Source organism: Pseudomonas proteolytica, assembly GCF_007858275.1.
Lineage (GTDB): Bacteria > Pseudomonadota > Gammaproteobacteria > Pseudomonadales > Pseudomonadaceae > Aquipseudomonas > Aquipseudomonas proteolytica.
Genome location: NZ_VFEV01000008.1, coordinates 116,249 through 130,148, shown reverse-complemented (window position 1 = coordinate 130,148; position 13,900 = coordinate 116,249). Strand labels below are relative to the sequence as shown.

12 protein-coding genes and 1 tRNA gene are annotated in these 13,900 nt (G+C 56.1%); 2 read left to right on the top strand and 11 right to left on the bottom strand.

Annotation, left to right across the window (positions count from 1 at the left end):
- Window positions 1-26: 26 nt before the first annotated feature.
- Window positions 27-2,081 carry a TonB-dependent receptor domain-containing protein gene (locus tag FIV38_RS08185; RefSeq protein WP_092233465.1) on the top strand — a complete coding sequence of 685 codons (2,055 nt, stop codon included), beginning with the start codon at window positions 27-29 and terminating at the stop codon, window positions 2,079-2,081.
- Between the two features lie 529 nt (window positions 2,082-2,610).
- Here FIV38_RS08185 and FIV38_RS08180 read toward each other — a convergent pair.
- The 10 genes from FIV38_RS08180 to FIV38_RS08130 form a co-directional block, all read right to left on the bottom strand.
- Window positions 2,611-3,873: a phage major capsid protein gene (locus tag FIV38_RS08180; protein ID WP_092233468.1), complete on the bottom strand. Its 1,263-nt coding sequence runs from the start codon at window positions 3,871-3,873 to the stop codon at window positions 2,611-2,613.
- 1 nt (window position 3,874) lies between these two features.
- Window positions 3,875-4,543 carry an HK97 family phage prohead protease gene (locus tag FIV38_RS08175; protein ID WP_092233471.1) on the bottom strand — a complete coding sequence of 223 codons (669 nt, stop codon included), beginning with the start codon at window positions 4,541-4,543 and terminating at the stop codon, window positions 3,875-3,877.
- 142 nt (window positions 4,544-4,685) lie between these two features.
- Entirely contained in the window at window positions 4,686-7,478 is a 2,793-nt protein-coding gene (locus tag FIV38_RS08170) for a DUF927 domain-containing protein (protein WP_092233474.1), read from the bottom strand.
- Complete coding sequence (locus tag FIV38_RS08165) at window positions 7,475-7,759, bottom strand: DUF3077 domain-containing protein (protein WP_235860982.1); 285 nt, start codon at window positions 7,757-7,759, stop codon at window positions 7,475-7,477. The genes FIV38_RS08170 and FIV38_RS08165 overlap by 4 nt, the downstream gene beginning before the upstream one ends.
- Window positions 7,760-8,296: 537 nt before the next feature.
- On the bottom strand, window positions 8,297-8,626 hold the full coding sequence (locus FIV38_RS08155) for a hypothetical protein (protein WP_092233477.1): 330 nt from the start codon (window positions 8,624-8,626) through the stop codon (window positions 8,297-8,299).
- Window positions 8,623-8,895: a helix-turn-helix transcriptional regulator gene (locus FIV38_RS08150; RefSeq protein ID WP_092233480.1), complete on the bottom strand. Its 273-nt coding sequence runs from the start codon at window positions 8,893-8,895 to the stop codon at window positions 8,623-8,625. Before FIV38_RS08150 ends, FIV38_RS08155 begins: the two co-directional genes overlap by 4 nt.
- A gap of 2 nt (window positions 8,896-8,897) precedes the next feature.
- The gene (locus FIV38_RS08145) at window positions 8,898-9,131 is read right to left on the bottom strand and encodes a helix-turn-helix transcriptional regulator (RefSeq protein WP_092233482.1); all 234 of its coding nucleotides are present in this window, start codon (window positions 9,129-9,131) and stop codon (window positions 8,898-8,900) included.
- A gap of 74 nt (window positions 9,132-9,205) precedes the next feature.
- Window positions 9,206-9,745, bottom strand: a complete 540-nt coding sequence (locus tag FIV38_RS08140) for a hypothetical protein (RefSeq protein WP_139273548.1) — start codon at window positions 9,743-9,745, stop codon at window positions 9,206-9,208.
- A gap of 252 nt (window positions 9,746-9,997) precedes the next feature.
- Window positions 9,998-11,239, bottom strand: coding sequence for a tyrosine-type recombinase/integrase (locus tag FIV38_RS08135; RefSeq protein ID WP_092233491.1), 1,242 nt, complete (start codon window positions 11,237-11,239; stop codon window positions 9,998-10,000).
- A gap of 168 nt (window positions 11,240-11,407) precedes the next feature.
- A tRNA-Met gene (locus FIV38_RS08130) sits at window positions 11,408-11,484 on the bottom strand.
- Window positions 11,485-11,899: 415 nt separating this feature from the next.
- On the opposite strand from FIV38_RS08130, the gene FIV38_RS08125 reads away from it, so the two are divergent.
- Entirely contained in the window at window positions 11,900-13,117 is a 1,218-nt protein-coding gene (locus tag FIV38_RS08125) for an MFS transporter (protein ID WP_032857819.1), read from the top strand.
- A gap of 38 nt (window positions 13,118-13,155) precedes the next feature.
- On the opposite strand, the gene FIV38_RS08120 is transcribed toward FIV38_RS08125, so the two are convergent.
- Window positions 13,156-13,707 carry an RNA polymerase sigma factor gene (locus tag FIV38_RS08120; RefSeq protein WP_029295739.1) on the bottom strand — a complete coding sequence of 184 codons (552 nt, stop codon included), beginning with the start codon at window positions 13,705-13,707 and terminating at the stop codon, window positions 13,156-13,158.
- Window positions 13,708-13,900: the final 193 nt, after the last annotated feature.

Here is a 13,900-nt window from a genome sequence, read left to right as displayed (position 1 = left end):
TGCCGGCTCAACAAGGACTGTTTGCAATGAATAATCCCCCCTATCTTTTCAGTTCTCTTTTCCTGGCCGTCGGCATGCTGATCGCCGCCCCGGCGTTGCAAGCAGAAGAGATTGGTGAGGTCGATAAACACGCTGTCACGGAACTTGATACCTCGTTCGTCACCGCCACCGGCGGCGCCACCGACCTGCGCGATGCGCCGGCCAGCGTCAGCGTCATTACCCGCGAAGAAATCGAGCGCCAGCCGGTTTATGACCTCAACACCCTGCTGCGGCGTGTGCCGGGTGTCACCGGTGGCTTCGGGCCGGTGGGCGAGCAGTCGAAAATCAAACTGCGCGGCCTGGACGACAAGTACACCTTGATCCTGGTGGATGGCAAACGCCTCGGCGGCTCGGGGGATTTGAGCTATCGCCGCGACCTGGCGCGCCAGGACCTGAACTGGATCACCCCGAACATGATCGAGCGCATCGAGATCGTGCGCGGGCCTATGTCTTCGCTGTACGGCTCGGATGCCATGGGCGGGGTGATCAACATCATCACCCGCAAGGTGTCGCGCACCTGGAGCGGTTCGGCCAACGTCAACACCACGATTCCCGAAGATTCCGACCGCGGCCAGACTACCCAGACCAGTCTCAACCTGTCCGGGCCTCTGACCGAGTCGGTGGGCCTGCGCCTGGGTGCCAACCTCACCCGCCGTGCGGCCGATGAGGTCACCGCGCGCCTGGATAAGGATGGCGAGTTCATGTACGGCGACGGCGCGGGCGGTGCCAAGGACCACAGCGTCAACGCTTTGCTCGATTGGAAGATCAATGACGAGCAAAGCCTGTCGTTCGAGGCTGTGCATGGCGTCGAGCGGTCCTGGTCGAGCAAAAAGACTTTTGGTGACTGGGGTGAAACCCTGGGTGAGGGCTTCGGTCCCGGCCGTTTGATTCGCGACAGCTATTCCGTGTCCCACACGGGCGACTGGAGTTTCGGTACGTCGAAAGTGGACCTGTACCTGAACAAGTTCAAGAACGACATCGACTGGGGCAAATCCAGCGCCGAAGAAAAAATCGCCGAAGGCAGCCTGAACATCCCGTTTGAATTCCTTCTCGATCAGCGTTTGACGGTGGGCGGGCAGTGGAAGCGTGAAGAGCTGACCAACAGCGACACCCTGGGCACGGTGCCCGTGGACTATCAAGGTGCTGCAGTTTCCGGTTCTTCGCTCAAGGGCGACTACTCGGCCGCGTTTATCGAAGATGAGTTGTACCTGCTCGACAACCTGGCGCTGACCCTGGGTAACCGCTTCGACCACAGTCAAGACTATGGCAACCACAACAGCCCGCGGGCGTACCTGGTCTACCATCCGCATCCGGACTGGACCGTGCGCGGCGGTGTGTCCAAGGGCTTCCGTGCGCCCAGCCTGAAAGAGGGCAGCGCCGGTGCCGCCACCGAGTCGGGCGGTCGCGGTTGCGGTTCGTTGAAACCCCTGGGTTACGTGAGCGGCAGTTGCTGGATGGCCGGTAACCCGAACCTGTCGCCAGAAACCAGCGTCAACAAGGAGATTGGCGTGTCCTTCGACCGTGACGGTTGGGAGGCCAGCCTGACTTACTTCCACACCGATTTCGAAGACAAGATCGAATACGCGCCACTGGGCCAGTTCCAGGGCCGCTGGTGGACCATGCTGGAAAACGTCGAAGAAGCCCGGACTCGTGGCTGGGAAGGCTCGGTTCGCGTCCCGCTGACCGACTCCCTGGACTGGCGCACCAACGCCACCTACATGCTGGAGAGCAAAAACCTGTCCACCGGCCAGGACCTGATCAGCGCGCCCAAGTTGTCTGCCTTCAGTGCGCTCAACTGGCAAGTCACCGACAAGCTCAACACCGAATTGTCGGCGCAGCATGTCGGCAAACAGCGGGGTATCGGCAATGACTTCGTCAAGTCGTACACCACCTACGACCTGACGGCGAACCTGGCTGTGACCAAGTGGTTGACGTTGAATGGCGGCGTGCAGAACTTGCTGGATGAAGATGCGCGGGATGGTTCGACGACGTTCTATGTGCCGGGCCGTGCGTTCTTTGCCGGGGCGACCACTTACTTTTGAGGGGTAGCTAAGCCAGGGCCCACGAGCGTCAGTAGCTCGTGGGCTTGCTCTCGAAGATTTCTGCGGGCATAAAAAAACGGCCTACCTTTCGGTAAGCCGTTTTTAGTACTTGGTGGTACACAGTCATTTGAACTGGTCTATTAAGATGCTGATTTATATAGGTATAAATTCATTGACTTCGGTTAGGGATACGCGTGGGGATACAAGCTGATCTCTACTGCCCATACCCCCCCCTCCTCATATTTCCCGACTTTGCGCAGAGAGGGGGGCGAGCGGTCTAGAGTGGATCGGCAACGAAGTTTTTTACCCCCCCTCCCTTTGATGCTGCTACAGATACGCCAAAATATCGGTGTTCTTCGTGTTCTCGGTGTTCCTTTCGCGCTGAAGGCCAAGCAAATCAAGGGTTTGAGGGATGGAACACGTTCTTAACGATAAAGAACACACCTGCTATCTAACAGCTGTCGGTGTTCTAAACAGGCATTAAAAAGCCCGCTGCATGAGCGGGCTCCAACACGGTTAGCTATGCCTGTCAGGGTACAGTCGCACCAAGATCACCATTCACATCGACGATCAACACTGCACCTGGAGCGAACACCGCAAGACCGGCACGTAGTTCACCGAGCAACGTAACCATGTTGGTCGTGAAGTTCTGCCCGTCCTCACGGCTTGCTAACAGGGAAGGCTGCTCCCGATCAAGAATGGCAGCTTGAGCCGGATCCATCACGATGGTGATGTTCCGAGCAAGGCTTGGGGTCAGCACCACCGGTACGTTCCACAACGTCAATGGAGAAGGGTCTCGCGGACTGCCCAATACGTACTGACCGTCTGTGCCCTTCTGAGACGCAATGAGCTGCCAGTCAACCGGGTTCATGATGATCAGCCCAGGCTTCCATCCATTGGCCTGAAGATTGACTACTGCGGCGCCAATGCGATCAGTTGGAGTGAGCACCGCAGGGTCGGCTACACCGCTCGGCACGAAATCCATCCCCAACTCTACCAGCCCTTTGATTTTACCTTTCCCACCAGCACCCGCGACGATCTCACTTTCAAGCTTGGCGAGCACGCCATACTCCAAGAGATTCATCAGCTTTTGGCCGAGCGCTGGAGCATCGGAAAGCACTTGAACCGATGCTTTCGTCCAGTGAGCAACAGTGGCGATGTTCGCCGTCTCGGGAGTCATTTCAAAGTTGGACTCAGCTTTTTGCTGACCCTCCTCAGTCTGGAACGCCGCTGTGTTGACGTAGTTTTGTAACTGCATGTATTCGAAAGCGCTTGAGTCAACAGGCAGAGACGGAATTACATCCAGCAGCGTGAGTGGACGCCGAGGGTCGTTGTAAATACCCTCCGCTCTTTGAGGTTGAACATCGAATCCCGTGGTGCCCGCGACACCTTGGCCGGAGTTGGTTAACGCTTTGAGCGTAATACCCTCGATCTGGACCCGACCAGTAGATGGGGCACCATTAGCCAAGGATTTGAATTGCTCACTGTGCGAGAACTCGCCAATCAATCCTTTTGTGTCACTGCGTTCCATACTGCCTCGCTTGATGATGTTGCCGGCTGCGTCGGTAATGTCGCCAGTATTCAAGTTCTCGAAAGTGTTGGTGCCGCGCCCGCCACCAAGAACGTCAGCGACGGACAAGTTTTTTCGGATACCCAATTTTTTATCGACCTCGGTACTGAGGTCGCTCACCTGGCCTTTTACAGCAGCAATATCCGACTGGATTCCGGCGCGGAAACCATCCATCGCTTTGGCGTGCTCTTCAAGGGCTTTTAATACGATTTCATTGCTCATTTTAATTCGTCCTCAATGTTTTAGTGATTTCTTCAAGTCTGCTTGCAATCAAAGCAAGCTCTTGGCTGTTATCACTCTGTTCATCTCGGACAAGAGCAGACCAGCCACCCGACATAAGCCGTTTGGCTTCACGGGATGAAAGCCCAAGTGCGTCGCGCACTTGCCTTTCGAATTCTCTGGGGTTGTTTGGGTTAAAGGATTTAACCTCGGTAATTACTGCATGCTTGTTGGCTGGTAAGGACACCAAGCTAACTTCTAATAGATCTATTTCTTTTACCAGGCTCAGACCGGCGCCTAGCGGCTTGGCATCCAGCATGAAAAAGCCAATGCTCATTGCCAGGGCGCCGTCCTTCATAAGCGCATAACTCTCTTTTGCAATCGCAACATCGAGTGTTAGCTTGCCGGAAACAAGTAGTCCTCGGCTATCTTCAACCATGGACAGCCAGACTCCGACTGGCTGGTTTCTATTGTGCTGCCACAACATTGCTGGCTTTGTCCCTTCAACAGCATGACGGGTGAGGCTCTTGTTGAAGGCACCAGGCTCAATAACATGCCCCTGCGAGTCCGGATCGCCACCAAAAGTTGAGGCGTATCCAGAGAACTCACCGGTGCGAGTTTGATTGGCGTCTAGAAGCTTAAGATGAAGTGGCGCAGAGTGGAATGTGTGCATATAAAAGTCCATAAGTGACAAATATGATATTTGCCGCTCAGGGTCGCATCACGCGCAACTGTAACGGGTGTAAAGCGCGTCACACGCTCTACACTGCCATTATCTTACGGTGCGCCGAAAATGCAAGCGGCAATTATTAATTTTAAGCAGCGATAGATTGTCGGGCTGAATCCAAGTCAAGTAGTGCCGAAGCATTAACTATATATGCTCTTGTCTTGGGCATTCCCGGCAGTGAAATTGATTGTGAAGCCTTTCCATCGCCTGCCGGCTCAAGTACGCCTCGCTTTATCAACTCTTTATTTACGGCAACTACGTTCATTCCTTTGAATACGTCGTCGCGCCAAGTTGTCGCAAGAAAATAGTATGTGACAGAGGTATAGGTATCATCACCCAGGCCATGTTCAATAGTTCGTCTGAAGCCCAGTCGGTCAACAGTTCGGGGGGCGTGATCGTCTGTTTTTGCCGCGATGGCATCCCACCTTGTGAATCGGCTTTCCCCATACCGCTCGATTACACCTCTCAGACGCGAAATGATGGCGTCACCTTCCATGTTCCCGGCCCCACCTCGCTCACCGAGCCAGGCTGCCAAGCAGACCTCCGCTGCTTTAGTGGCCGTGCCATCCGGCCACCCAGTGACGCCAAGGGCGGTTGCAAGCTCCCCGGCTGCTGCCGCTAAGCCAAATCTGCCGGCGGCGCGCTGTGCTTGTCCGCTGGGGTTGGGCGGCAATGACTCAGTCACGAAGCGCTCTACAGTTCGCCGCAGAAGGATCCGATAACCCTCAATTTGACCAGGCGTGCAGAGGTTATTTAGGAACTCCAGTAGAGGGGCGCCGTAGTACTTTCCTGCTCTTGCTTTCAACGCATCAGAGAGCGCCGCCGCATCAGCAAAGCCATGGAGCGCCTCAAACATACCCATACCTTTTCCCGCATCGGCAGGTACAGCAAGTAGACGAACCTCCATGCCCGCTTTCAATTCCTTATGGGCCTCAGACATGTGTTGAGCCAGTGTTTTTTCACCGGTAGAAAGAAACAGCAGCCTCCATTCTTGAACCTGCCTACCCACCAGGCCACGATCGTTAGCGCGAGCTTTGCCAGCCCCATTACCCAGCATGTAGACCGTTTCCCCGATAATGCGGGGGTCGCACATTCCTATCTCATCCAATACCAGCAAACCGTCCGAGTGTGCCGCCGCTATCGATTCCAAGGCGTTGTCAGTTGATCGCCAGGAACGCACCAAGCGTTGGCCACCGTAAACTGAGGCGGCTACCTGGAGGTGTGTAGTCTTACCACCCGAGCTATCACCGTACAGATGGAATCCTCCCGACTCCTGTCCCAGCAGCTGCAGCAGCGGACCCGCGAACGCAACACACACGACAAAAGTCAGGCGGTGGTTGTCGATGCACAGGGCTCCGATATGACGTTGCCACTGATCAAGTGACCCGGATCGGCTGATAGGGGGAAGCTGAGCCCCAGCGTCGTAAAAATGCAGCCGCTCCGGACTTGCCCCCACCTGCTGATCGGGCAGTAAATACGCATTGCCTTGCCAGCCCAGCCGGGTCACCAATCGAGCTCGATCCTTACTGTCATATCCCTGCAAGTAGCTTTGGAGGTCATTGCGTGAATTCCGAGCTGCGCGGTTACCTGCAAGCCGAAGCCCCATATCAACAAGTGGCCCCAGTACTTCTTTGCCAAAGTCACCAGCCATGCTGCGAGCGGGGATGTTCCACCGCTTTCGGTCACCGTCAGGATCATCGAACTCCACCAGCAAACCCCAGTTGTGGCCTTTTTCGTCCCGTGTGCGCGCAAGGATTTCAAGCCGCGAGCATACGGGCCTCGCCTCGCCATCTTCACTCGCGTAGAACACGCCATCCGCGGTTACACGAAAACCCGTTGGATGGGACGAATTCGGTTTTTGCTTGGTAGGGATCACCTCTTTTTTTGCGAGGCTCAAGCCTGCAATCAGCGCATCAAGTCGCTCGCTGGTCCATCCAGCGGACTCAAAATCCGCCGCATCATCCCCTTCGGAAAGCTGATCGCTTAGTGCGGTTACCGGAACGCTCCGTATTGACCCTGCGCCGATTTTGAGCAGGTGCTTTTCGATCTCCACCATGCAATGCAAGCCCGGACTATCGTTGTCTGGCCAGAGCAATACATCACGGCCTGCCAAGGGTAGGAAATCCGCTTTTTGCCAAGAGTTCGTGCCGTTGAGCCAGCACGTAGAGACGTAGCCAGGTAGCAGCTTTCCGGCAGCATCGGCGGCTTTTTCACCCTCACATAAAACGACAGGATCAGCAGAGCGTTTCGCCAACTCATCTAGCCGCAAAAGTGGCCGAGGTGCATTTAGACCTTGCCACCGCCACTGACTGGATCCGCTGGCACCTTTGCACCAGGTCAGCGGCGCGAACACCTTGCGTGCTGTACCACTGTCATCCAAACCCAGGTCGAAGCGGTATAGGACCATCAGTGGCTGGCTGGCGGCGTCCCGATAGATCCACATTCTCGATGGCGCTCCGTGCTGGCGATGCTTAGCCGGAATCTTACGCATGGCACTATCAGGGATTGGAAGTATGGGCACCCAGGCGGCTGTTTTGCTGGGAGGCGATTTTTCATTGCTGGAGGCGCCGGCGGTTACGCCGAGAAAGCCAGCCAGCTTATTGCACGCCTCAACATCTGTTCCGCCATCGAGGTAACGCACCAGGTCAATTAGGTCGCCACCCTTGTCGCCCGTGGCGAAATCTGACCAAGTACCCTTGTTCAGATTCACCTTGAACGATCCGGCGTGTTTGTCTGCGCGGGTTGGGTTCGGGGCCGAGTATTCTTTGCCGCCGTCTTCGCGTTTTCCGTTTGGCAGCCAGTGAGCCAGCACGCGGTCAATGGCCCCCAGGGCAGCGGCTTTCACGCTGGCGAAGCTGGGGTGTTTTTTTCCCGTACTCATGGGGTGTTCCCCGCGATTAGAAGGCCGGTCGTAACATCGTCAATTATCGCTTTTGCCATCTCGCCCAATTCGTGAGCGGCCCACGTAACAGTCTCATTGCCGTCATCCATGCCGCTAACCAAAGTCAACCTGTTTACTATTCCCAGCAGATTCGAGGCGTGTTCCAGAGCGTCCCCTACAGGGATGTCAGGGTTGATACGGAATATTTTTTGCCCGTCCACGTTGCAGGCGCCGAAGGACATACCGCCTGCTGTTTTGGCTTCGATGTGAGTGGTCTTCATAGCGCGCCCCCAGCATTTTCCAAGGTGCGAGCTTTGCTCATGTGTTGGTTGTAGCGAGCCAGTCGAGTGGACAGGCTGGAGTTTGCATGAAGGGCAGACATGGCCATGGCACGGTGTGCGGCGGCTCGACTGGAGTTACTGGACGGATTGAGGGCGTTTGCGTGCTTCATGAGGCGATACTCCAAGTTTAAATGGAGCTGCCACGAATCGCCGTCAAACGATTTAAGGTGGCAGCTGTGCGCAGGTTGACGGACCGGGAACTTGGAACCCGGCAGACCCGAAGGTCTCCCACGCACAGCCGCCATAACACGAAACTGCGGGCACAAAAAAAGCGCCTGCTGTCGGATGGGGCGCCTGTGCGCCAAGTTGCTCGGGCCGTCAAACCCGGTCACTGAATTTGCAGCGACAGCCGGAGCATAGCGCCTCGATTTTAGAAGTGCAACAAGCGGAGCTTGCGCGATTGCGCAATGCGTCATAAATTGAATGGGCATATGAGTCTACCTCTAACGCCTCCGGTTGCAGCCGGGGGCGTTTTCGTTAGTGCTGAGTGGCGACGGAGCGAGTCAGAGACAACCAGCTCAGGTGCTGGCCTTTACGGGACTCTGAGCGCATGTGCTCCAGGGCGGTAGGGTTGGCCAGCAGGTTGGGGATGAGCTGTTGTGCATCCTTGATCACCACTCCCTCTGGGATCTCGATGGCCAGCAACACCCAGTCGAGCGTCGGCCAGGCCAACAGCAGAACATGGGCACCCTCTGCGATCGCACGATCACGCAGCGCGCAGAGGTCATGTTTGCCCTTGGCTACCGCTGGAGGCAGAGTCGCTTCAACTGCATCAAGAAGGGAATGCGGCAGGAACACAGGGGTCATGCTGCCACCTGCCCACGGGCTGCGATCCGTCCCCGAACCCACTCCTGAACCTCACTCAATACCCAAGCAACAGGGGCACCACGTGCATTGCTGTGACTGAGCTTTACAGGCAGCGGAAAGCCGCTGTCAGCTCGCCGCATCAACTTGTAAATGGTGGGCCGCGCCAACCCTACAATCGCCATGACTTCTGGGATTCGAATGAGCGTCGTGGCCGGGTCGAGCAAAACTACGTTGGATTTGTTTGACTTGGTTTCTGTTGTCGCAGACATGGTCAGGCCTCGCTCGTTTTCTGGGAGCGATCTTTGAGCCAGGCCAGCAATGCTGCTTTGCTATAGCGCACTCGCGAACCGATTCGCATCCAAGCTGGGCCCGTATTGCGGGAGCTGCGCCAGGCGGCAAGCGTCCTATGCGAGACGCCCAGCTCGACGGCAACTTGGGCAGGCGTAAGAAGACCAGAGGGGTGGAGCTGGAGCGATTCGGCAAATCGCTGAATTACGGTGTTCATGGTGAGCGTCCTGTAACTTGGGAGAGACAGGACGAAATTTAGACATTCGGTTGTTATGGGTCTTTCTAAGTTTTTTACCAGTTTTTAGAAAGTGCTTTCCACCGGTAGTAGGCGGCTCTGGCGGCCTGGTAAGAAACAGCATGCTTTTCAGCTACCGTTTCGATTGCCTTAGTTACCACAAGTCCTTCCCTGCCTACGCAATGCATCACGTCAAAAAAAATATCTAGATCCCGCTGTTCACGCCAGCTCCTGACCCGTGGAGCGGGGCGCCCAGGTAGCCGGATTGCATCACTCCATTGCGCTCCCATTAGCACGTGAGTGAAGGACTTGGCCAAGCTGGCGAGAATCCATGGCTCGACTGGTTCTCCGGCTTCAACCCTGCCAATGAATCTGTCCAGCATGCAGGCGTCAAACAGTTCGTGATCCTCCTCGGAAGAACTCCCATCGTTCACTCGCCGAAACAGCTTATCGAGATCGTCCTCAGCCCATGGCACCCAATGCCAAAGCATGCGCTTTGGATTCTCACCATCAGGAATTAGGACCCAGCTGCGTGTACTACGAACAGATACCGCGTTTTTAAAAGTGTTATCCATGTCCTCTAATTCATCATCCATTACAGAACCCCTCGCCCCGAAAGCTCTGCGAACCCCCCGCGCCGTGATTCGACACAGCGTTTCCATCACCTTGGCCCGCAGGCAGAAGAGGCGGTTTTGAAGAACACCTTTCACCGTATCTGTGTGTTGTGTTCCATCTTTTTTTTGTTCGTGTTCCAGATCTGAAAGCCACGAATTTAAAGGGCTTCACGGATTCAGGAACACCAAGAACACTAAGAACACGAGATTTTAGGCCGGGGCTCTGGTGCATGCTCAAACCACCTTTCCAAAATTACCTTGGATCACGTTGCCTTTCTCCAGTCTGTCAAGGTAATCGGCGTACCACTGCATCATCGTTGTGCGTTGTGTCAAATACTGAGCCTTGTTGTAGATCCCGCGTACACCTGGCGCCTTGTGGCTGAGCTGGGCTTCGACGTGGTCGGCATCAAACTCGTGTTCGTTCAGGATGGTGCTGGCGATATGGCGGAAACCATGACCGGTCTGTCTGCCCTCATAGCCAAGGCGACGCAAGGCCATCAGAAACACGGTATCGCTACGGGGTTTGGTGCGGTCGCTTCTTCCGGGGAATAGCAGTGGGTAGGCTCCAGTCAGGCCGCGCAGCTCTTCCAGTATTTCAATGGCCTGGCGGCTGAGTGGCACCAGGTGTTCAAGCCCTTTCTTGCGTCCCTTGCGTTCTACTGGGATTGTCCAAAGCTTCTTGTTTAGATCGAATTCTTCCCAGCGGGCTTCGCGCAGCTCGCTGGGGCGCACGGCTATCATGGTCAGCAGGCGTAAGCCGAGTTGTACGTCTTTGGCGTGGGGATAGGAGCGGATAGCACGGAGCAGGGCAGGCAGCTCCTCAAGGCTGACATGGGCATAGTTCTCAGCTTTACCTGAGGCCAAGAACTTGTGGACGCCCTCAAGCGGGTTGTTCACAGCTCGCCCCGTCACCCGGGCCAGATCGTACACATCCTTGCAGTAGGCCCTCACTCGGCTCATTTGCTCAAGAATGCCTTGCTGTTCCAGTCCGCGTAGCAGCTCCATCCACTCCATCGACAGGATGCCGGTGTACAGCCGTTTGCCGAAGGTAGGGAACACATGACGCTCCAGTGCGCCCATAACTCGTTTAGCGGTGCCAGCATCCCAAGAGTTGAGCCGGGAGGTGTGCCACTCCCGCGCCAGTGATTCAAAGGTGCTGTTGCTGGCTGCCAGATCGGCAGCTTGGCGGGCCTGTTTGGTTGCTATCGGATTCTTGCCTTCAGCCGCATCGGCGCGCAGTTCGGAAGCCTTCTGTCTGGCCAGCGCCCCACCGACCTCCGGGTAACCACCTAACCCCAGCCAACTCCACTTACCTGCAGGCGTCTTGTAACGTAGTTGCCAGGACTTCTGGCCGTCAGGCTTCACGCGGAAATACAGGCCGTTGCCATCCTGTTCCCGGTATTCCTTGGTGTCGGGCTCCAGGCCCGCTAGGGCGGTATCAGACAGCGGGCGGCGCTTGATTTCGGAGCGCTTCATTGGCTTGTATCCCCTCGGTTCTATTTTTCATCAAGGATACACAGGGGGATACACGACGGGAAGATATAGGGGTAGATAAGGAGATACAGCCAGAAACAAGAAAGCCCGCACTAGGCGGGCTTCTTGAGGTTGTTTAGAGACTCATGTAGACATCTGTAAACAGGTACTTGGTGGCTACACAGGGACTTGAACCCCGGACCCCAGCATTATGAATGCTATGCTCTAACCAACTGAGCTATGTAGCCAAGTGGCGCGCATTATTCGCTCAGAACGAACAAGCGTCAAGCGCTTTTTTTGAAAATTTATCTACGCTATCAACTGTTTAAGCAAAAACGCCGGGTAAGGCGGCCATTGGCTGGGTTTTGCGCAGGTCCCAAAGCCGCAAAGATTAAAGTGCGGGAGCGGGCTTGCTCGCGATGGCGGTGTATCAGGTTAGCAGTACTTGACTGACACGCCGCCTTCGCGGGCAAGCCCGCTCCCACATTTGATCTGGGGTGTTCTACCGTCGGCGTACTAGCTTGCTGGCTCTTTACAAGACATGACCGCTGCATCGATTCACCTACTCGTTAGCCTGCTAACGGGATAGCCTTCCTGCCCCAATAAGTGGCACATTGTCACACCTGCACCTGTGCATCCATCTGCTGTACGGAAACGTTCCTCATGGCTCTTACCAATTCCCAGCCTTCAGTGGCTACGACGCCGGCCGCCGGGCAATCCAGCCCGTTGGTCATGTCTATCATCGGCGCCGTAGCGCTGGCGCACTTGATCAATGACTTGATTCAGGCGGTGTTGCCGTCGATCTATCCGATGCTCAAGGAAAGTTATGGCCTGACCTTTACCCAGGTCGGCCTGATTACCCTGACGTTCCAACTCACGGCGTCCTTGCTCCAGCCGTGGGTGGGTTACTACACCGATCGCCATCCCAAGCCGTTCCTGCTGCCGTGCGGGATGATCTGCACGCTGATCGGGATTCTGATGATGTCCCAGGTCGGCAGTTTTCCACTGATTCTGCTGGCGGCGGCCTTGATTGGTATCGGTTCCTCGACCTTCCACCCGGAAGCATCCCGCGTGGCGCGCCTGGCATCCGGTGGCCGCTACGGCCTGGCGCAGTCGACCTTCCAGGTGGGCGGTAACGCCGGCTCGGCCTTTGGCCCGTTGCTGGCGGCGGCGATCATCATTCCGTTTGGCCAGGGCAATGTGGCCTGGTTCGGTTTGTTCGCGGTGTTCGCCCTGGGGGTGCTGTACGCGATCAGCCGCTGGTACCGCAACCACTTGAACCTGTTCAAGCTCAAGCAAGGCCAGGCCGCTACCCATGGCCTGTCGAAAAACCGCGTACTGGGTGCGCTGGTGGTGCTGGGGTTGTTGGTGTTTTCTAAGTACTTCTACATGGCCAGCTTCACCAGCTACTTCACCTTTTACCTGATCGAGAAGTTCGACCTGTCGGTGGCCAGTTCCCAACTGCATCTGTTCCTGTTCCTTGGGGCGGTGGCGGCGGGCACGTTCTTTGGTGGGCCGATTGGCGACAAAATCGGCCGTAAGGCGGTGATCTGGTTCTCGATCCTGGGCGTGGCCCCGTTCACCCTGTTGCTGCCCCATGTCGATCTGTTCTGGACCAGCGTGCTCAGTGTGGTGATCGGTTTTATCCTGGCCTCGGCGTTCTCGGCGATTGTTGTTTACGCGCAGGAATTGGTACCGGGCAATGTGGGGATGATCGCCGGGGTATTCTTTGGCCTGATGTTCGGGTTTGGCGGGATTGGTGCGGCGTTGCTGGGCTATCTGGCGGACATCCACGGCATCGAATACGTGTACACGCTGTGCTCGTTCCTGCCGCTGCTCGGGGTGCTGGCGATTTTGTTGCCGCGTTCGAAAAAAGCCTGAAACCGGAAGGTTGGCCCTATCCCTGGGCGGTCCCTCTCCTACTGGAACGGGTGAGAGTTTGTCGCGCGTTTCAGTTGTTCCCGTGCCCGGGACAGGCGGGAACGGACGGTACCGATCGGAATCGCCAGGGCATCGGCGGTGTCCTGGTAGCTGCCGTCGGTTTCCAGTGAGGCATACAAGGTGTTGCGCATTTCCAGGGGCAGGTGCTGGATCGCATTGAGGGTGTTTTCCAGCCGGCGGCTGATCTCGAATTGGCGCGCCAGGTCCTGCTCTTCGTTGTGTCCGTGGGACAACGATTCATCGAACTCGCAATGCACCGGCTTGGCATAGAGCCGGCGAAAGTGATTGCGGATCAAATTCAGCGCGATCCCGCACATCCAGGTGCTCAGGGACGCCTGCGCGCTGAAGTGATGGCGGTTACGCCATGCCTCCAGATACGTCAGTTGCAGGATATCGTCCGCATCCTCCGGGTTCAGTACGCGTTTATGAATGAACCGGCGCAGGCGTTTGTGGTGCTCGTCGGACAGATCTTGGATGGATTGGCTAGGGTCACGGGGAAGATTGACTAAAACACTGATTGGGATATCCATGATTTTTCCTCAGGGTAAAAACGGTCGAAATGGTTTCGACGAGAACCCTGTTAGCACCGCTTGTGCCAAACGGAATATGTAGATATCTATTTGATAAATATAAGGAAATATCTTGTTTTAGGTGTTTTTTGTGCAATAGCTTGCGCAGAGCATCGTGGATTTGTGCGGGTATTTTCATGGGCCATGGGAAGCG